We start from the raw sequence: 19,769 nt of genomic DNA, 5'->3' as shown, positions 1-19,769 counted from the left end.
GTTACCTCGGCGATATTCATTGAGGCCAAAAGGGCGACGTCAGCCGGTGTCAGCCGTTTAGGGGCTTTGAAAACGTGCCCCTGTTTGAAATCACCGCCAGCGGTGCGGATATATGTGGCTGCCTCAAGAGACGTTCCAAGTGTGATGCTGCTGTCGCCGACAGTTACATCTTCCTGAATAACGATGTGGCTTGCACCATTTGGTAGCGGCGCACCGGTGAAAATACGTACTGCCTGACCTTGGTGAACCACGCCTTCAAAGCGGTGCCCTGCGGCGGCTTCGCCGATAACGCGCAAGGTGTTGCCTGCAACATGATCGGCGTCTTGGATGGCGTAACCGTCCATTGCGGAGCTGGAAAAAGGCGGCTGAGCGCGCTCGGCTGTTACAGCTTCGCGCAGGACGCGGCCTGATGTGTGGCGTAATGGGACCACTTCGGTCTCAAGAGGCGTGCCAAGGGCAAGCACCGCTTCAAGTGCTTGGGCAACGGTGATCACGGCGCGGTAAACCTGCCGGATTTGCCGCCGTCTTTCAGGGTGACACGGACTGCGCCAATTTCCATGTCTTTTTGAACGGCCTTGAGCATATCGTAGGCGGTAAGCCCCGCGACGCTGACGGCGGTCAGCGCTTCCATTTCGACACCGGTTTGCCCTTTGGTTTTGACCTCGGCGGTTATTCGCAAGCCGGGTAGAGATGCATCAGCTACCAAATCGACAGCAACTTTGGTGATTGGAAGTGGGTGACACAGCGGTATCAGGGCAGCGGTTTGTTTTGCGCCCATGATGCCCGCAAGACGCGCAACAGAAATGACATCGCCCTTTTTGGCCCGTCCTTCGTTCACAATTTCAAGTGTTTGGAGTGACATCTTAATGTAGCCTTCGGCCACAGCGATGCGCGATGTTTCAGCTTTGTCTGACACATCGACCATCTGCGCGCGGCCTTCGGTGTCAAAATGTGTAAGCTCTGCTTTGGTCATGACGACACTGGTGGAACAGGATTACCAATAAGTGCTTTGGTGGCAGCGGCCACATCTGACTGGCGCATCAGGCTTTCACCAATCAAGAACGCACGCGCGCCATAGCCTGCCATATCGGCCAACTCGGCGGGGGTGTTCAGGCCACTTTCACACACAATCGTGCGGTCCGCTGGCACCATCTTTGACAGGGTGCGCGTTGTATCAAGAGTGGTTTCAAACGTTTTGAGGTTGCGGTTATTGATGCCCATCAGCGGGGACTTGAGCAGGCAGGCGCGCTCAAGCTCTTGGGCGTCGTGGACCTCAAGCAAAACTGACATGCCCCATTCTTTCGCGGCGGCCTCAAGCTCGGCCGCTTGGGCGTCTGATACGGAGGCAAGGATGATCAAAATACAGTCCGCGTGAAGCGCGCGCGCCTCCACAACTTGGAAAGGATCATACATGAAGTCTTTGCGCAACGCGGGCAGGGTGACCGCACCGCGTGCGGCGGTCAGGAACGCATCAGCGCCTTGAAAGCTTGGCCCGTCGGTCAGCACAGAAAGACAGGTCGCGCCGCCGGTTTCATAGGCTTGGGCCAAGGCGGGCGGATTAAAATCTTCGCGTATCAACCCTTTTGAGGGAGAGGCCTTTTTGATCTCGGCGATTAGGCCGTAACCGGTTTTGGTGGCAGCAATCACGTCACCTGCAAAGTCACGCGGCGCAGGCGCATCTTTGGCCAGCGCTGTTACGGTTTCAAGGGTGGTTTCGGCTTTGCGCGCGGCCACTTCTTCAAGTTTGTAGGCTTTGATTTTATCCAGAATGGTCGTGCTCATGCGGCCTCCGACGTGAGCTTTGCAAGCTCGGTAAGTTTTGATTTTGCAGCACCGCTATCGATGCTTTCGCGGGCCATTTCAACGCCGGTTTTCAGGCTGTCAGTTTTGTCCGCAACAATCAGCGCTGCCGCAGAGTTTAACAACACCGCATCGCGGTACGCAGACAGCTGCCCATCAAGCAGCGCGCGGAACGCGGCGCCGTTTTCTTCAGGAGTGCCGCCCAGAATTTCAGCAAAACGGTGCACGGGCAGGCCTGCGTCTTCTGGGTGCACCTCAACAGAGGTGATCTTGCTGTTCTCCAGGGCAGCCACAGCCGTGGTGCCACAGATGGTTAGCTCATCGGTCCCGTCCGACCCATGCACTAGCCACGCTTTTTCACTACCAAGCTGCAGCAGTGTTTCTGCCATCGGCATGATCAAATCGGGGGCGAACGCACCGGTCAGTTGCCGCGTGACGCCAGCGGGGTTTGTCAGCGGGCCCAAGATGTTAAAGATCGTTTTGCACCCAAGTTGCTGACGCGCCGGCATTACATGTTTAATCGCCGGATGATGCATTGGTGCCATCATAAAGCCGATGCCGATTTGCGCGATGGCCCGTTCCACCACGTCTGCTCCGACCATGACGTTGATGCCCATTTGCCCAAGCGCATCTGCCGCACCGGACAGTGATGACAAGTTGCGGTTGCCGTGTTTGGCCACGGGCACCCCTGCGCCTGCTACAACAAAAGCCGTGGCCGTTGAGATGTTGAGCGTGCCCATGCCGTCACCACCGGTACCCACGATATCCATCGCGCCGGCAGGGGCTTTGACCGCGTTACATTTGGCGCGCATGACCGCTGCACCGGCCGCGTATTCCGAAACAGCCTCGCCGCGGGCGCGCATAGCCATCAACAGCCCGCCGATTTGCGCGTCTGTGGCCTGTCCCTCAAACAACAACTCAAAGGCCGCTTCCGCCTGTGTACGGCTTAGCGGGCCTTCGGAGGCCCCGAAAATTAGGGGTTTCATCTGGTCGCTCATGGGTGCTCTCCCTCAGCGGTAAGTGTTTTGACGCTGCTTGGCAGCAGGTCGGTGAAGTTCTTGAGCAACGCCATACCATGCTCAGATCGGATCGATTCCGGATGAAACTGCACCCCGTGGATCGGCAATTCGCGGTGTTGTAGCCCCATGATCGTGCCGTCCTCAAGGGCAGCAGTCACCTCAAGCGCATCGGGCAGGCTTGGTGCATCAACCACAAGCGAGTGATAGCGCGTCGCCCAAAAATTCTGGGGCAGTCCGGCAAAGAGGCCTTTGTTCTTGTGTTGGATCGTGCCCATTTTGCCGTGCACAATCTCTGAGTGGCGCACAACTTTGCCGCCAAATGCCTCGCCAATGGTCTGATGTCCAAGACAAACCCCCAAAAGCGGCAATTGCGCGGCTGCGGCGGCCTTTGTCAGTGCAAGACAAATGCCTGCTTGGGCCGGATCACACGGCCCGGGCGAGAGCAAAATCCCCTCGGCGCCCATACCCATTGCATCATCAACAGTGATCGCATCATTGCGCACGACCTTCACATCCACCCCAAGACCGCCCACATAATGGACAAGGTTATACGTGAAGCTGTCGTAGTTATCGATCAAGAGCAGCATCGCTGCGCCTCCGTGGGGCAAAAGGTTGAGCACCGAAAAGGGGTTACGCGGCGCATGGCTGTGGGGTTATAGATGGTCAGGGAATAAGACTGAGGTCAAGACGGGCGAGGGCGGAATGCGCCGGTTTGGGCAAGAAATGAGAGGATCTTGAGACGTGGCACGCATATTATTGGCAGGAACCCTTTGGGGAACAGCGATTGGCGCAGCAGGCTTGCTTGGTGCGCATCTTGCGTTTCCGGTTGCCACAACGCCTCCGACTGTGGTGCCAACTGACGCGCCGGCACCCGTTGCCTCTGCGCCAGTCGTGGGTGATGTGGCCTCAAATGTGCTGCCACCCGTACTTGATACGCCAAGCGATGCAGCCCCAACGGTAAATGTCCCCGAGGCCCAAGTGGCGGCACCGGATGCAGACACGCAGACCGCAGCGCGCCCTGTGATCGGGGGGCAAAGTAGCGGTGTTGAAGGCCCCGCTGCGGCAGCGCCCCTTGGTGTTGAGGTTCAGGTTGAGGCACCCGTTCTGCCCGCGCCGCAAGCGGCTGCACCGACTGCGCCAAGCGACGAAGATGGTTCCGCGCCGATTGCGGTTGATACCCAAAGCAGTGCTGCGCCAGATGATGAAGGTCCGGTTGAGGCACCCAAAGGTGTTGAAACACCTGCGCCCGAGACAACTGAAGTGCCTGAAAGCGTTGATCTGCCCAGCGACAAACCCGAGGTGGGCTTTGAAAGCTCTGGTGGCACAATCGGTGATCTTGCTGAGGGCGTGAAGGTGAACCGCTCTGCCGCGCAAGATACCGCCCGTGAGGCTGAGGTTGCGGCCAGTGCGCTGCCCCAAGTCACCCCAACGGGCCGCGCGATTGTCGATTTTGCAGCCCCTGCTGACGTTGATCCCAGCAAACCCTTGATGGCGCTGGTTTTGCTGGATGATGGCACCTCAACGCTTGATCTGGTGGGGATCAACAGCTTTCCGTTCCCCGTGTCGTTCGGGGTGAAAGCAACGGCACCCACGGCAACTGCGCGCGCCGCTCTTTACCGCAGCGCGGATCTTGAAGTGCTTTCCATGATTGATGTTTTACCCACGGCGACGCCTGCAGATTTGGAAGTGGCCTTTGAAGCGGTGTCACAAGCTGTCCCCGAAGCTGTTGGTATTTTTGAGACAAGCGACGGTGTCTTGCAGCGCGCCGAAGATTTACGCGGCCAAGTGACGGATATTGCGGCGGACAAAGGCTGGGGCGTGATGACCTATCAAACGGGTTTGAACAGTTTTGGCCGCGTTGCTGCGCAAAAGGATGTCCCCACAGCACAGGTCTTCCGGGATCTTGATCCTGCCGGGCAAGACGGTGCGGTGATCCGCCGTTTCCTTGACCATGCGGCGTTCAAGGCGGCCCAAAAAGGCGCAATCGTTTTGGTTGCCCGCGCGCGCTCTGAGACTGTTGAGGCGATTTTGCAATGGGGGCAGGGACAACGCGCATCGCGTGTCTCACTGGTGCCTGTGTCCGTGGTGCTGCAAGCCCGGTAAGACAGCGGCGCTGAGTGGCGCCTCTAGCTGTTGCCTGACCCGAACCGTGCTGCATCGGCGGCCGCCTTGCGGATCGCGTTCGATTTGTGAACGGTCTCTTGGTACTCAAATTCGGGGTCAGAGTCGTAGACCACACCGCCACCCGCTTGGATATAGAGCTTTTGATCTTTGATCACAGCTGTGCGCAGGGCGATACACATGTCCATGTCCCCGCCCGCTGAAAAATACCCCAAACCGCCGCCATAAATGCCGCGCTTTTCGGGCTCTAACTCGTCGATGATTTCCATCGCCCGTACTTTGGGTGCGCCGGATACAGTCCCCGCCGGCATACCTGCAAAAAACGCCGATAGCGCGTCATGTTCAGGGGCCAGTTTGCCCACAACGTTCGACACAATGTGCATGACGTGGGAATAGCGCTCAACGATGAACTCTTCGGTGGGGCGCACTGTGCCAATCTGGCTCACGCGGCCCACGTCGTTGCGGCCTAGATCGAGCAACATCAGGTGCTCTGCCAACTCTTTTTGGTCCGCCAAAAGATTATCTTCGTTTGCCTGATCTTCGGCCGGTGTTGCGCCGCGCGGACGGGTGCCCGCAATGGGACGGATGGTAACTTCATCGTCAAAGACGCGCACCAAAATCTCGGGTGAGGCGCCGACAATTTGAAAATCACCGTGGTTGAAAAAGAACATAAACGGCGATGGGTTAGTGCGGCGCAAACTGCGATAAAGCGCAAAGGGCGGCTCTTTGAAGTCTTGGGTCCAGCGCTGTGAAGGCACGCATTGGAAGATGTCGCCCGCACGGATGTAATCCTTGGCGGTTTCCACAGCGGCTTTGTAATCGTCTTTGGCAAAGTTCGACACGGCATTTGCCGGTGCGGGTTGGTCACGCATTTGACGGGTGTCTGCGGGCAAGGCGCGATCCAGATCGCGTAGCGCGTCTTGGACACGTTCTGCTGCTTGGGCGTAAGCTGCGCGGGCGGACAGACCGCTTGAAACCCACGCAGGGGAGACCAAGATGACCTCGCCTTTCACCCCGTCGAGCACCGCCACAACAGACGGGCGCAGCATGATCGCATCGGGCACGTTCAACGGGTCGGGGTTGATGTTGGGCAGGTTCTCAACCAGCCGGATCATGTCATAGCCAAGGTACCCAAAAAGCCCCGCACAAGCCGCAGGCAAGTCATCAGGTAGATCAATCTTTGAGGCAGCAATCAGCGCGCGCAAAGATGTCAGCGGATCATCAACCTCTGCCACAAAAGCGTTGTCGTCAAAGCGGGCCTCGCGGTTGATGGCAGCCTTTTGATCCGTGCAGCGCCAGATCAGGTCAGGCTTCATCCCAATGATCGAATATCGTCCGCGCACTTCACCGCCAGTGACGGATTCCAACATAAAGCTGTTGGTTTGCGCCCCCCCCAGTTTCAGCATCAACGACACGGGCGTATCAAGATCAGCTGCAAGGCGCGTGTAGACCAGTTGGTTTTTGCCGGCATCAAACTGTGCCGCAAAATCATCATAGCTTGGGGTCAGGGTCATGATGGTGTCCTTTGCGCATATCTGAAGCGCACGGTGTTAAATGGGGGCGGGGCCGCGCAGGCGCGCAGCCACCGGTGTTTTTCGGCCCGCTTTAGTTGAAACCTGCGTGGATCGCGTTGATTGCACCTTGGTCCAGCTGCACGCGGGCATCTGCTTGCACAGCGGCCGTAAACGCATCGAGCACGTCCTGTCTGATATCTTGGCGTGCTGCTGTTTCAACGGCGTCGCGCAGCGCCGTAATTTCAGGGTCGTCCGTATCAGGGCCGTTCACCGCATCAAGGCGTACAATGTAGGTCGCACTTTCACCCTCAATCGTGCGCACATCACCGATGGCCATTTCGAAAGCGGTCTGCACCAATTCGGGTGCCGCGCCGGGGATGGTGTCGCTGCGGGTCAGGTCCTGTTCGATGACCTCATCAAGACCAAGATCGGGCAGGGCAGTCCCCGCGCGCAGGCTATCAGCCGCGGCGTCTGCTTTTGCTGCACGGGCCGCAGTGCGCTCTGCTTCTTGCCAAGCAAGGGTTGCTTGTTGTTGTACGTCGCTTAGCGGTTGCAGCGTGGGCGGGATGACCTCGTCGAGGCGCAGAGCAAAGATACCACCGTCTTCCAGCTCGGCAATCTCTGGGAAGTCTTCGGCGCCAACAATACGTGCGGCCTGACGGAACCCGTCATAGGCGGCGATGTCTTGCTCTGCATCCGGCGTCCAGTCGATCGTCCCGAGGGTCAGATCGCTTTCAGCGGCCAGATCCTCAAGCGTGGCGCCAGAGGCTAATTCCTCATCAAAGTCACGGGCTTGGTCCTGAATTTGACGCGCCGCACGGTTGGCCAGAATGTCGCTGGCAAGATCGTCACGGGCTTCGGCAAAGGGTGTTTCTTGGGCGATCAAAATAGCGTTCACACGGAAAATTGCCGGACCAAGATCGGTCTCGACCACTGCGGTGACGCCCGTATCTTCAAGAGCAAAAACGGCTTCTGCCGCACCGTTCAAATCAGCTTGGGCGACAGGACCAAGATCGATATCCTCAAGGGTAAGACCGCGATCAAGCACCAGTGTTTCAAAGCTACTTGGATCGACCGCAAGCTGTGCAGCAGCAGCCTCGGCGGTGTCTTGATCTTCAAATACCAGACGCTCAACCAAGCGGCGCTCGGGCTGGATGTATTGATCGATGCGCTCTTCATAGAGTTCGCGCAGGGTCGCGTCATCAATCTCGATCGTATCGGCCAGCATGGCGGGTGTGAGCCATACATACGTTAGCCGCTTTGCCTCTGGGGTGGTGAATGTGGCGGGGTTGGCGTCATAAAACGCCTGAAGCTCGGCTGGCGTGGGCACTGCCAGAGGCGTCTCAAGATCAGTCTCTGCCACAGTTCCCCACGTGATATTGCGGCGCTCCGCGAGGTAGGAGAACATCAAATCCACATAGGCATCAGACGGCGCCGTGTCCGTGGTGATCGCCGCTTGTAGAAGGTTGCGCGCAGCTTCACTGCGAATGTCGGCTTCAAACTCGGCTTCGCTCAGGCCAGCGCGCTCAAGGGTAAAGGCATAGGCTTCACGATCAAATTGGCCGTCGAGGCCGCGGAACGTCTGAACTGCGCGCACTTGTTCGGCCACTTCCGCATCGCCCACAGACAGGCCAAGGCGCGTGGTCTCATTATCAAGGGCGGTCTGTGCGATAACGCGTTGCAACACGGATCGGTCGATGCCGAACTGCTGTGCCTGAGCGAAGGTGATGTTTTGACCAAACTGCGCGCCAAGGCTGCGTAACTCTTGATCCAGTGCGCGGGCATAATCGTTTGCATCAATCGTCGTATCGCCGACTTTGCCGATGCTTGAGATGTTCGTGCCAAAGCCTCCGGTGCCAAAGCCAATCAGCGAAACCCCCAACAAACCCAGCAGGGCAGTGCCCAGAAATTTCGATGCTTTTTTCTTCTCGGCCATAACGCGCGCGCCTCAATGTTTGGGGTGGCAGGGCTGGTACATGCCCGCCGCAGTGATGTTCAAAAGATGTCTATGCGCGAAGGGGCAGACCTTCAAGGGCGCTGAGCCGTGCAAAAAGGGCGGCAATGCCGCTTGCATCAATATTGGCAAAAGCGATGCGCATTTCTTGCGCGCCTGTGGGGTCGTCACTGGGCCGGAACATGGTGCCGGGCAGCGCAAGGATTTGGGCGTTATGGACCAGCCACTTGGCCAACTCATCAGAGGGCATCGCATAGGGATGCCGCAGGTAGGCAAAATACGCGCCGTTGCCCAAAAGGGACCAACCTTTGGCCTCAAGTGCTGGCATGTTTTGCGCAATTGCTGCGCTGCGGTTCAGGATTTCCTGCCGCTCGCCCGCGAGCCAGTCGCCAAGGTTTTGAAGGCCCCAAAGGGCTGCTTTTTGCCCAAGCTGGTTGGGACAAATAGCAACTGTGTCGAGGAACTTCTCGGCTTCGGCCAAAAATGCAGCAGACGCCATCATGGCACCCACGCGGTGGCCGGTCAGACGGTACGCTTTGGAAAAGCTGTAAAGCTGGACGAGGGTCTCATCCCAATCAGGAAGCCCGACAAGCGTGTGAGGCGCGCCGTCCCGGCTGTCAAAGTCGCGGTAGGTCTCATCAATAAGCAATTTTAGCCCGTGCGCTTTGGCCAAATCATAAAATGCGCGCACAGTTTCACCGCTATATTCGGTGCCCGCAGGATTATTGGGGGTTACCAGCACGATGGCTTTTGTGCGCGGCCCGATCAGGGCTTTGGCTGTTGCGACATCCGGGGTCAAATCAGCGCCCGTTCCAAGCGGCACCGTCGTGACGCCCGCCATATCAAGCCACATTTTATGATTGAAATACCACGGGGTTGGCAGCAGAACTTCATCCCCTTGGGCGCAAATTGCCGAAATCGTTGCTGAGAACGCCTGATTGCACCCCGATGTGATGGCAACCTGCGCAGGTGACACTGTTCCCTCAAAGTGGCGCGCCCATTGGCTGGCAAGTTCGGTGCGTAGCGCATCGTTGCCCAAGACCGCCCCATAAAGATGCGTGTCATCTTCTTCCATCATGGCCGCCATCGCCGCACGCATTTCGGCGGGCGGCGGGTTCACGGGGGCTGCCTGTGAGACGTTAATGAGGGGCTGTTCGCTGAAATCAGCAGTCTCAAGCCAACGGCGGGCCTCCATAACGGGGGGCGCGAAAGTGGTTTGTGTTCGAGACTGTGACATCAGATTAGCTCCTGAAAGAAGGGCAGTTTTAGATTAGACGCCGCGGTAGGGCTCCACGTATTGTAGGGCCATATCCCACGGGAAAAAGATCCACGTATCTTGGGAGACACCAGTGATGAACGTATCGACTTGGGGCTCGCCCTTTGGTTTGGCGTAAACCGTTGCGAAATGCGCGTTGGGGTACATTTCACGAACCAACTCAAGGGTTTTGCCGCTGTCGACCAGATCATCGATAATCAAAATGCCCGTGCCATCGCCCATGATATCAGCGTCTGGACGTTTGAGCACAGAGGCCTCGGATTGGTCTTGGTGCGAGTAGGATTTCACACTGATTGTATCAACCGTGCGTACATCCAATTCGCGCGCCACGATCATTGCTGGGGCCATGCCGCCACGGGTAATTGCCACGATCGCGCGCCAGTTTCCATCGTCTGGCCCTTTGCCATCAAGACGCCACGCCAATGCGCGGCTGTCACGGTGGATTTGGTCCCATGAAATGTGAAACCCTTTTTCGTGCGGCAAGCGATCAGTCATATGGTGGTCCTTTCGGCGGAATTAAGTGAAGCCGACCTTAAGGCCCAACAGGGCAAGGATGCCCCCAAAACCGCGGTCGATAATGTGTTTGAGGCGGATGTATCCGCGGCGAATGTGCTCAATAGAAAACAACCGCGCCACAATCGTGCAGCAGGCAAACTCGTTGATTAAAATAGCGCCAAGTAGGGCCAGCACCCAAAGCGGCGAGGCATCTGTTGGAATGGTACCCACGAAAACCGCGCCAAAGAAAACGGCGGGTTTAGGATTGGCCAATTGTGTTGCAACTCCGCGCCAAAAGGCAGCAAGCGGGGTGGGCGTTTTGATATTTTCGGGGCTCTCAACGTCCTCATCTGCGCGGCGCCACATTTGCAGCGCGAGCCACATCAGAAACAGACCACCGGCCAGTTTGAAGCCCCACATCAGGCCCGGTGCTGCGCGAAACAAAACCGCAAGACCAAAAAGGGCCGCAACAGCCCAAAACAAAGCCCCAACAGCGATGCCAGCGGCCAAAAAGACAGACGTCCGCATCCCATCGCGCAGCCCGACACGGGCCGCCATTAAAATGGCGGGGCCCGGAGAGGCCGCCGCGACAAGATGCAGAAAATATGCCGTCATAAAGGCCGCGATCATGGGCGCGCCGTTATTCTTTGGACATATCGGGGGCGTCGACGGCTTTCATGCCGACCACGTGATATCCTGCGTCGACGTGCAGGTTCTCGCCTGTGACGCCACTGCCAAGATCAGACAGCAGATATAGCGCGGATTTCCCCACGTCTTCAGTGGTCACATTACGGCGTAGGGGCGAGTTATACTCGTTCCACTTCATGATGTATCGGAAATCACCGATTCCAGAGGCCGCCAGTGTTTTGATCGGACCCGCAGAGATGGCGTTGACGCGGATGCCGTCTTTGCCCAGGTCTTCGGCCAAGTATTTGACGGAAGCTTCAAGAGCCGCTTTGGCAACACCCATGACGTTATAATGGGGCATCACTTTTTCGGCGCCGTAATATGTCAGCGTCAAGCACGAGCCACCGGGGTTCATGATCTTTTCGGCGCGCTGCACGACTGCTGTGAATGAGTAAACGGAGATATCCATGGACATCGCAAAGTTGCCGCGTGTCGTATCAACGTACCGGCCGCGCAATTCGTTTTTATCAGAAAAACCAATGGCATGTACGACGAAGTCAATCTTTCCCCACGCTTTTTCAATCTCGGCAAAAAGCGCATCAATTGAGGCTTCATCGCCCACATCGCACGGGATTACAATGTCAGAGCCAAGCTGTGCAGCAAGCGGGCCCACACGTTTAAGAAGTGCGTCACCTTGATATGAGAAAGCAAGCTCGGCGCCCGCATCGGCGCAGGCTTTTGCAATGCCCCACGCAATAGATTTATCGTTGGCCAGGCCCATGATGAGACCGCGTTTGCCGGCCATAAGTTGGTTTGACATTGTTTTCCCCTTGGGTAGTGCTGGCGCTTGACCGCCTCTGTGTGAGGTTTACGTCAGCCCTAAGCGAGCGGCAAGGCTCCGTGCTGTGTTATCTTGGGCAATTGCCGGTCCAACGGGCAACGACAGGGGCCCAAATGCACAAAACGGCGCAATCGTGATGCAGACAACAGACATTAACCACCTTTTTGAGGACGTATTCTTACAATGACCGGACGCAGTGGAATTTTCGCGGGCGATGACCCGTTCGAGCTGGCAAAAACATGGATGGCTGAGGCCGAGCAAAGCGAGATCAATGACCCTAACGCCATAGCACTTTCGACAGTAGACGCAGATGGGATGCCGAACGCGCGCATGGTGCTGTTAAAAGATGTCGAGGACGCGGCATTTGTCTTCTACACTAATTATACCTCGAAAAAGGCGCAGGAAATTGATGGGGCCGAAAAGGCCGCGTTTGTGATGCACTGGAAGTCTTTGCGCCGCCAAATTCGTGTGCGCGGTCATGTGACCAAAGAAGATGGGGCGCAAGCGGATGAATATTACAACTCCCGCTCGCTCAAAAGCCGCCTTGGGGCGTGGGCATCGGATCAATCCAAACCATTGGCGTCACGGGCAAGCCTTATGACGGAAGTTGCAAAAGTGACGGCCAAAATGGGTGCAAATCCCACGCGGCCACCATTTTGGGGTGGATATCGGATTACACCTATCGAGATTGAGTTCTGGGCCGATGGGGAGTTTCGCTTGCACAACCGGTTCCGCTGGACCCGTGCAACACCGGATGAGCCATGGGATGTAGTGCTTTTGAATCCCTAGACTTTTACGCACTTAAACCAAAGATAGCATATCGTTCCTAAAGAGGCCGTCGGTGTTCCGCAGATAAATTGCACCGACGGCCCGGAACCTTCAGCAGAGTAATTCGTGGTGTAGTTATAGATGGAGCGTCCCCAAAGCGGGATGGTTATGTGCAAAATGCAAGAACAGCAGAATATTGAGAACGTAGACGTTGAAGAAGAGATCGTATTTGGCGTCGTTAAATGGTTTGACCCGGTTAAGGGTTTTGGATTTGTTGTGGCTGACGACGGTGGTCCAGACATTTTGTTACACGCGAATGTTTTGCGTAATTTCGGCCAGGGCTCCATCGCGGAGGGCACAGAAATTGAGGTCGCAATTCAACACACAGATCGCGGCGTGCAGGCAGTTGAGGTCCTTGAGATCACACCAGCAGAAGACGACGGCACCAGCACACTGGGCGAGTTTGTCCACGTCAGCCCCGAAGAGCTGCAAAAGATCGAGCTTGAGCCATCCCGCGTTAAGTGGTTCGACAAAACCAAAGGTTTCGGTTTTGCAAATGTGTTTGGCTTTGATGAAGACATCTTTGTGCATGTTGAAGTACTGCGCCGTTCCGGTCTGGCAGATCTTCAAAGCGGCGAAGCCGTTGGCATCCGTGTCATCGACGGTGAGCGCGGTAAAATGGCAGCGCAAGTCTGCACATGGGATTTCGCAGTCGAGCGTCAGTAATTCCATCTTTCGAACGATTTTAAAAAAGCACGTAGCGATGGCCGCTGCGTGCTTTTTTGTTGTCCTGCCGTTTGGCGCGCAGGCTGCGTGTTCCGACAGCCAGATAGAATTGCGCGGCACATGGGGTAAGGCCGTTTTTGACGTTGAAGTCGTAGCTGATCCCGCTGCGCGTGCCCAAGGGTTGATGTTTCGCGAAGACATGCCGCGCGGGGCAGGGATGTTATTTGTGTATGAGCGCCCACAAACCGTCGCGTTCTGGATGAAGAATACGTTGATCCCGCTTGATATGATCTTTGCCAGTGAGGATGGGGTGGTGCGCAAAGTTCACTCAAACGCGGTTCCTGGTGATCTGACACCGATCCCTGGGGGCGATAACATCATGTATGTGCTCGAAATTAACGGCGGATTGTCCGAGATTTACGGGATCAATGCGGGATCTGAGATGCGGCATGAAATTTTTGACAAAGAAGTTGCATCTTGGCCGTGTTAGGGGCTTTTCATTTGCGCAAAGGCGGATTAAACGCAGCACCAGTCGGGGCGTAGCGCAGCCTGGTAGCGCGACGGTTTTGGGTACCGTAGGTCGCAAGTTCGAATCTTGCCGTCCCGACCACTTCACCACATTAGTTATTGAGCCAGTGCCCAGCGGGTAGTCTGTACTGGCGCCACACATCTAACCATGTACTGAGCAGGGCGGCTGTCTTCTGCTTCATTCCGCACAAATAATAGTAGTGTTAGATTCGGAGTGGTTTATTGAATGTGTGCTACATTTAGTGGCAAAGGCCGTGCACCTCTCCACATTTGCTATCATCTGCCGCATAATTGATACTTTTGATAATGGTAGGTTTTGCTGATTTTCCTTTTTAGTAAAACAATTTTAGCAATCCATTAATCCAAGTGCGCTGGCCGTAAATTCTGCTAGCCTGTGGAAAAGCGTCTGGATAAAGTCTGCTGATTTCTTAAAGTGCCGCGATAAAACTACGGGAATAAAAGGAAAAATCCGGTTGTTCATGTTGCGGACGAAATCACAGTTATCCACAGCCTTCGCGCACATGAATCACATGATTGTGTCTGGCTCATAATAGGCCCCTTACCGTCAATACCATTTTGAGACTTTGATTAATAAAAAACCGTTGACCACGTAGGTGAAACTACGTCAGTTTGTGCAGGCTGACAAGGTGGCCACCATATATAGTGGCGCACAGGTTGGTGGGGACAGGTTCAAAAGACCACAACAAATATAGGATGTGCGTGGCGCCAATTGCCAAGACGCGCTCCGGCAGAGCTACGGGTAACCGAGGCACTGAGCAGAAAATTTGTCCCTATCATCATCAGCCAAGACGCGCCGTTGCGTGTTTTGTAGTTAACATCTTACAGGGACAGGGCTCCGAGATATGAAAATCGACCGCACATTTACCGCCGCCGGCAAAGACGCATACGCCGAACTGGACTTTATCAAGACAGTTTCGGAAATCCGGAACCCCGATGGCACGATTGTGTTTCAACTCGAAGATCTGGAAGTTCCCTCCAGCTGGAGCCAAGTTGCCAGCGACGTGATTGCGCAAAAGTATTTCCGCAAAGCGGGCGTGCCGTCCAAAGTTGAAAAAGTAGCTGAGAAGGATGTCCCTGAGTTCCTTTGGCGGTCCAAGCCAGCAAAAGGCGCGACCTTCGGTGGTGAGACATCTGCGAAGCAAGTTTTTGACCGTCTGGCAGGCGCGTGGACATACTGGGGTTGGAAAGGTGGGTATTTCACCACTGAAGCCGACGCCCGCGCGTATTTCGATGAGATGCGCTACATGTTGGCGACACAGCGCGCCGCGCCGAACAGCCCGCAGTGGTTCAACACTGGCTTGCACTGGGCCTACGGTATCGACGGTCCTGCGCAAGGCCACCACTATGTAGACCACAAGACCGGCAAACTGACAAAATCCACCAGCAGCTATGAGCACCCACAGCCACACGCGTGCTTTATTCAATCTGTTGCGGATGATCTGGTAAATGAAGGCGGCATCATGGACCTTTGGGTGCGTGAAGCGCGTTTGTTCAAATATGGCTCTGGCACAGGCACAAACTTCTCAAGCCTGCGTGCGTCGGGTGAGGGGCTCTCTGGCGGTGGTAAATCATCCGGTCTGATGGGCTTTTTGAAAATTGGTGACCGCGCTGCAGGTGCGATCAAGTCTGGTGGCACAACACGCCGCGCGGCCAAGATGGTTATCGTCGATGCGGACCACCCTGATATTGAAGAGTTCATCGAGTGGAAGGTGCTTGAAGAGCAAAAAGTAGCATCCATCGTTGCTGGCTCAAAAATGCACGAGCAAAAGCTCAACGCGATTTTTGCGGCGATCAAAGCATGGGACGGCTCGCAAGAGGATGCCTATGATCCAAAGACCAACCCACAACTGAAGGAAGCGGTGAAGTCCGCCAAGAAAGTTGCGATCCCCGAGACATACATCAAGCGCGTTCTGGATTACGCAAAGCAAGGCCACACCTCGATTGAGTTCCCCACATACGACACGGATTGGGATTCAGAAGCCTATAACTCTGTATCTGGTCAGAACTCGAACAACTCGATCCGCGTGACTGATGCGTTCCTGAAGGCCGTTGAAGCAGATGGCACATGGGATTTGATCAACCGCACAGACGGTAAAGTTTTCAAAACCGTCCAAGCCCGCGATTTGTGGGAAAAAGTAGGCCACGCAGCTTGGGCCTGTGCCGATCCGGGCATCCAATACCACGACACAGTTAACGCGTGGCACACTTGCCCAGAAGACGGTGAAATTCGTGGTTCCAACCCGTGTTCAGAGTACATGTTCCTTGATGACACGGCCTGTAACCTTGCATCCATGAACCTGCTGACGTTTCTCAAGGACGGTGTGTTCCAGTCAGAAGACTACATGCACGCGTGCCGTCTGTGGACGGTCACCCTTGAGGTGTCTGTGATGATGGCGCAGTTCCCGTCCAAAGAGATCGCGCAACGCTCATATGACTTCCGCACACTTGGTTTGGGCTATGCAAACATCGGCGGTTTGCTGATGAATATGGGCTACTCTTATGACAGTGATGAAGGCCGTGCGCTTTGCGGTGCGTTGACTGCAATCATGACTGGCGTCAGCTATGCCACATCCGCGGAAATGGCCGGTGAGTTGGGTCCGTTCCCAGGGTACAAAAAGAACGCAGACCACATGCTGCGCGTCATCCGTAACCACCGCACAGCGGCCTACGGCAAGACAGACGGCTATGAGAACCTTGAGATCAAGCCAGTTGCATTGGACCACGCGTCCTGCCCAGACAAAAGCTTGATCGAATTGGCGCAATCCGCATGGGACGAAGCGCTGAGCCTTGGCGAAGCCCACGGTTACCGCAACGCCCAAGCCACAGTTGTTGCACCAACAGGCACAATCGGCTTGGTCATGGATTGTGATACCACAGGCATTGAGCCAGACTTCGCACTGGTGAAATTCAAGAAGCTTGCGGGCGGTGGTTACTTCAAGATCATCAACCGCTCTGTACCAGCAGCCCTTGAAAAGCTTGGCTACGGCAGCGCGCAGATCGAAGAGATCGTCAGCTACGCTGTTGGTCACGCCTCAATGGGCAACGCGCCGGGCATCAACCACACTGCACTTATCGGTCATGGTTTCGGCCAAGCCGAGCTTGAAAAAGTGGAAGCTGCGTTGGCATCAGCCTTCGACATCCGCTTTGTGTTCAACCAGTGGACCTTGGGCGCAGAGTTCTGCACCAATGTCCTGGGTATTCCGCAGGACAAGCTTGCTGATCCAACGTTTGATCTGTTGACGCACTTGGGCTTCACCAAAGCGGACATCAACGCAGCCAACGACCACGTTTGCGGAACGATGACCCTAGAGGGTGCGCCACACTTGAAGAAAGAGCACTATGCGATCTTCGATTGTGCCAACCCGTGTGGCAAGAAAGGCGAGCGTTTCCTGAGCGTCGACAGCCACATCACCATGATGGCCGCTGCCCAGTCGTTCATCTCTGGCGCGATCAGCAAGACGATCAACATGCCAAACGATGCTACGATCGAGGACTGCCAGAAAGCCTATGAGCTGTCTTGGTCCTTGGGTGTGAAAGCGAACGCGCTGTACCGTGACGGCTCAAAACTCAGCCAGCCGCTTGCTGCGGCCTTGGTCGAGGATGATGATGAGGCGGCTGATGTACTTGAAAACGGCTCCACCATGGAGAAAGCACAAGTGATCGCCGAAAAGATCATCGAGAAGGTTGTAGTCAAAGAGGTCATCAAATCGCACCGCGAAAAGATGCCACAGCGCCGCAAGGGCTATACCCAAAAAGCCAACGTGGGTGGGCACAAAGTGTATCTGCGCACGGGTGAGTACGCAGATGGCAACCTTGGTGAAATCTTCATCGATATGCACAAAGAGGGGGCGGGCTTCCGCGCTATGATGAACAACTTCGCCATCGCGGTGTCTGTTGGTTTGCAATATGGTGTGCCGCTTGAGGAGTTCGTCGATGCGTTTACCTTCACCAAGTTTGAGCCTGCGGGCATGGTCCAAGGCAACGACAGCATCAAGAACGCTACATCCGTGCTGGATTACATCTTCCGCGAATTGGCTGTGTCATATCTTGACCGTACCGATCTTGCCCATGTGAAGCCTGAAGGCGCCACATTTGATGATATCGGCCGCGGTGAGCAAGAGGGCGTGAGCAACGTTAAAGAAGTGTCTGACACTGCTGCGACGCGCACCCTTGAAGCGCTCAAGACAATCAGCTCAACAGGCTATCTGCGCAAGCGTTTGCCCCAAGAGTTGACTGTGTTGCAGGGCGGCCAAATGGGCATGACCGAGACAGCGTCTGTGGCGCCAGTAACCCCTGTGGTGGCTGATGGCGCAACTGGCGTGGCCGTAGCCGAAGCGGCTGTCGCAGGTGGCGGTGTACAGATGGACGCCCGTGCCAAAGCGAAGATGCAAGGCTATGAGGGTGAGGCCTGCGGCGAGTGCGGCAACTACACGCTGGTGCGCAACGGCACCTGTATGAAGTGCAACACCTGCGGCGGCACATCCGGCTGTAGCTAAAGAGATGCGGCGGCCCCCTGCGCGAGCAGGCGAGGGCCGCCCATGACGATCAGGCCGCAGGCATAAAACAACGTAAGAGCGGTAAATTATACGAGCCTGATTGAACAAACTGGGGCGCCTTTGGGCGCCCCCATTTTTGTTCGGTGTGGTGGTGTGCGCAAAGAGAAGGAATCGCTGTTTTTGCAGGCGTGCATCCGGTGGGGCGCTGCCCCACACCCCGAGATATTTCCCAACAAAAGAAGCTGTGCGCGAAATGAAAAGCTCCTCGCGCTTGTTCAGTGCGAGGAGCTTTAGCTTTTATCGGTAACTTATTGTAAATTGGCATCTATTCTGGTCCGCGTGAAAGGGCTGCTACGCCTGTGCGGGCCATTTCGACTAGGCCGATGGGGCGCATCAGATCGGCAAATGCGTCGATTTTCCCGACGTCGCCAGTGATTTCAAAAACGAAACTATCAAGGGTGCTGTCCACAACGTTGGCGCGAAAAATCTCGGCCAGACGCAGTGCTTCTATGCGCTTGTCGCCGGTCCCTGTAACTTTGAAAAGGGCCAACTCACGTTCAACGGCGGGGCCTTCAACAGTAAGATCATGCACGTCGTACACCGCCACAATCCGGCCCACTTGTGCTTTGATTTGCTCAATCATCTGCGGGGTGCCGGTTGTTACGATCGTGATGCGCGACAGCTGCTTCTCGTGATCTACTTCCGCGACTGTCAGGCTTTCGATGTTGTAGCCGCGCCCTGAGAAAAGTCCGATGACGCGCGCCAGAACGCCCGCTTCGTTGGCGACCAATACCGCAAGGGCGTGGCGTTCTTCTACGTCAGAAAAGGTTGGGCGAAGGTTGTAGGCGCTGTGGCTTGATGCGCCTTTCTTGAGTTTCAGTGCAGCCATTGGGTGTCTCAATTCATGTATGTTTTGTGTGGGCCTGACGCGCCCGTCTTGAGGGGCGTCAGGCCGATAAGAGCGAAGGGTCGTGCGGGTGTTAGACCAGCACGCTGCCTTTTGCATCGATCGCACCTTTGGTGCTGGCGTCGCCCAAGAGCATCTCGTTGTGTGCCTTGCCCGATGGGATCATGGGGAAACAGTTTTCGTGTTTTTCAACGAGGCAATCGAAAATAACCGGACCGTCGTAGGTGATCATTTCCATAATGGCATCGTCCAGGTCCGCAGCATCTTCACACAAAATGCCCTTGGCACCAAAAGCTTCGGCGAGCTTTACAAAGTCGGGCAGGGCTTCTGACCAGCTTTGTGAATAACGCTCGCCGTGCAGCAATTCTTGCCACTGGCGCACCATGCCGAGCCGTTCGTTGTTCAGAATGAATTGCTTTACAGGCAAGTTGAATTGCACCGCTGTGCCCATCTCTTGCATGTTCATCATCCACGAAGCTTCACCCGCCACGTTAATGACCAGCGCGTCACGGTGCGCGGCTTGCACACCGATTGAAGCAGGGGTGCCGTAGCCCATTGTGCCCAAACCACCGGACGTCATCCAACGGTTGGGGTCTTCAAATCCGAGGTACTGCGCCGCCCACATCTGGTGCTGGCCGACTTCGGTTGTGATGTAGCGGTCGTATTTTTGGGTCAG

Annotated in this window: 17 protein-coding genes, 1 tRNA gene and 1 pseudogene; 6 read left to right on the top strand and 13 right to left on the bottom strand. The window is 55.9% G+C overall.

Translation table 11 applies throughout. The features are described from left to right. The 5 genes and pseudogenes from ACTF5M_RS04935 to ACTF5M_RS04915 form a co-directional block, all read right to left on the bottom strand. Positions 1 to 494, bottom strand: a pseudogene (locus ACTF5M_RS04935) (molybdopterin molybdenumtransferase MoeA); the annotation flags it as partial. Then, on the bottom strand, positions 491 to 973 hold the full coding sequence (gene moaC, locus ACTF5M_RS04930; RefSeq protein WP_438959959.1) for a cyclic pyranopterin monophosphate synthase MoaC: 483 nt from the start codon (positions 971 to 973) through the stop codon (positions 491 to 493). The pseudogene ACTF5M_RS04935 and the gene moaC, both read right to left, overlap by 4 nt. Then, entirely contained in the window at positions 970 to 1,782 is an 813-nt protein-coding gene (trpC, locus tag ACTF5M_RS04925; protein ID WP_438959958.1) for an indole-3-glycerol phosphate synthase TrpC, read from the bottom strand. The genes moaC and trpC overlap by 4 nt, the downstream gene beginning before the upstream one ends. Continuing rightward, positions 1,779 to 2,798 (bottom strand): anthranilate phosphoribosyltransferase, encoded by a 1,020-nt coding sequence (trpD, locus tag ACTF5M_RS04920; protein WP_438959957.1) that lies wholly within the window; start codon positions 2,796 to 2,798, stop codon positions 1,779 to 1,781. The genes trpC and trpD overlap by 4 nt, the downstream gene beginning before the upstream one ends. Next, positions 2,795 to 3,406 carry an anthranilate synthase component II gene (locus ACTF5M_RS04915; protein WP_438959956.1) on the bottom strand — a complete coding sequence of 204 codons (612 nt, stop codon included), beginning with the start codon at positions 3,404 to 3,406 and terminating at the stop codon, positions 2,795 to 2,797. The genes trpD and ACTF5M_RS04915 overlap by 4 nt, the downstream gene beginning before the upstream one ends. A 154-nt stretch (positions 3,407 to 3,560) precedes the next feature. Here ACTF5M_RS04915 and ACTF5M_RS04910 point away from each other — a divergent pair, with 154 nt between their 5' ends. Further along, positions 3,561 to 4,922 (top strand): divergent polysaccharide deacetylase family protein, encoded by a 1,362-nt coding sequence (locus ACTF5M_RS04910; protein WP_438959955.1) that lies wholly within the window; start codon positions 3,561 to 3,563, stop codon positions 4,920 to 4,922. Positions 4,923 to 4,945: 23 nt separating this feature from the next. Here ACTF5M_RS04910 and trpE read toward each other — a convergent pair whose 3' ends face one another. The 6 genes from trpE to fabI form a co-directional block, all read right to left on the bottom strand. Then, a complete protein-coding gene (gene trpE / locus ACTF5M_RS04905) occupies positions 4,946 to 6,454 on the bottom strand; it encodes an anthranilate synthase component I (RefSeq protein WP_438959954.1) in 1,509 nt (502 codons plus the stop codon). A 91-nt stretch (positions 6,455 to 6,545) separates the two neighbouring features. After that, on the bottom strand, positions 6,546 to 8,390 hold the full coding sequence (locus ACTF5M_RS04900) for a peptidyl-prolyl cis-trans isomerase (RefSeq protein ID WP_438959953.1): 1,845 nt from the start codon (positions 8,388 to 8,390) through the stop codon (positions 6,546 to 6,548). Between the two features lie 70 nt (positions 8,391 to 8,460). Continuing rightward, complete coding sequence (locus ACTF5M_RS04895; RefSeq protein WP_438959952.1) at positions 8,461 to 9,645, bottom strand: aminotransferase; 1,185 nt, start codon at positions 9,643 to 9,645, stop codon at positions 8,461 to 8,463. Positions 9,646 to 9,678: 33 nt separating this feature from the next. After that, positions 9,679 to 10,179, bottom strand: a complete 501-nt coding sequence (gpt, locus tag ACTF5M_RS04890) for a xanthine phosphoribosyltransferase (RefSeq protein WP_438959951.1) — start codon at positions 10,177 to 10,179, stop codon at positions 9,679 to 9,681. A 21-nt stretch (positions 10,180 to 10,200) separates the two neighbouring features. After that, positions 10,201 to 10,809 (bottom strand): LysE family translocator, encoded by a 609-nt coding sequence (locus ACTF5M_RS04885; RefSeq protein WP_438959950.1) that lies wholly within the window; start codon positions 10,807 to 10,809, stop codon positions 10,201 to 10,203. A gap of 10 nt (positions 10,810 to 10,819) precedes the next feature. Then, a complete protein-coding gene (fabI, locus tag ACTF5M_RS04880) occupies positions 10,820 to 11,626 on the bottom strand; it encodes an enoyl-ACP reductase FabI (protein ID WP_438959949.1) in 807 nt (268 codons plus the stop codon). Positions 11,627 to 11,830: 204 nt separating this feature from the next. On the opposite strand from fabI, the gene pdxH reads away from it, so the two are divergent. From pdxH to ACTF5M_RS04855, 5 genes are all read left to right on the top strand, one after another. After that, a complete protein-coding gene (gene pdxH / locus ACTF5M_RS04875; RefSeq protein ID WP_438959948.1) occupies positions 11,831 to 12,436 on the top strand; it encodes a pyridoxamine 5'-phosphate oxidase in 606 nt (201 codons plus the stop codon). 156 nt (positions 12,437 to 12,592) lie between these two features. Next, positions 12,593 to 13,141, top strand: a complete 549-nt coding sequence (locus ACTF5M_RS04870; protein ID WP_438959961.1) for a cold-shock protein — start codon at positions 12,593 to 12,595, stop codon at positions 13,139 to 13,141. A 37-nt stretch (positions 13,142 to 13,178) separates the two neighbouring features. Further along, positions 13,179 to 13,631 (top strand): DUF192 domain-containing protein, encoded by a 453-nt coding sequence (locus tag ACTF5M_RS04865; protein ID WP_438959947.1) that lies wholly within the window; start codon positions 13,179 to 13,181, stop codon positions 13,629 to 13,631. Positions 13,632 to 13,674: 43 nt separating this feature from the next. Continuing rightward, positions 13,675 to 13,751: transfer RNA gene (locus ACTF5M_RS04860), tRNA-Pro, on the top strand. A 781-nt stretch (positions 13,752 to 14,532) separates the two neighbouring features. Further along, positions 14,533 to 18,186, top strand: a complete 3,654-nt coding sequence (locus ACTF5M_RS04855; RefSeq protein WP_438959946.1) for a vitamin B12-dependent ribonucleotide reductase — start codon at positions 14,533 to 14,535, stop codon at positions 18,184 to 18,186. A gap of 325 nt (positions 18,187 to 18,511) precedes the next feature. Here the strand turns inward: ACTF5M_RS04855 and ilvN are convergent, their stop codons facing one another. After that, positions 18,512 to 19,075, bottom strand: coding sequence for an acetolactate synthase small subunit (ilvN, locus tag ACTF5M_RS04850; RefSeq protein ID WP_438959945.1), 564 nt, complete (start codon positions 19,073 to 19,075; stop codon positions 18,512 to 18,514). A 91-nt stretch (positions 19,076 to 19,166) separates the two neighbouring features. Beyond that, the coding region (locus ACTF5M_RS04845) for a thiamine pyrophosphate-dependent enzyme (RefSeq protein WP_438959944.1) at positions 19,167 to 19,769 on the bottom strand (603 nt) is incomplete at its 5' end.

It is taken from the genome of Nereida sp. (assembly GCF_965655635.1).
Lineage (GTDB): Bacteria > Pseudomonadota > Alphaproteobacteria > Rhodobacterales > Rhodobacteraceae > Nereida.
Note: the sequence above shows the minus strand (reverse complement) of the source record. Positions and strands in the feature narration are given on the sequence as shown.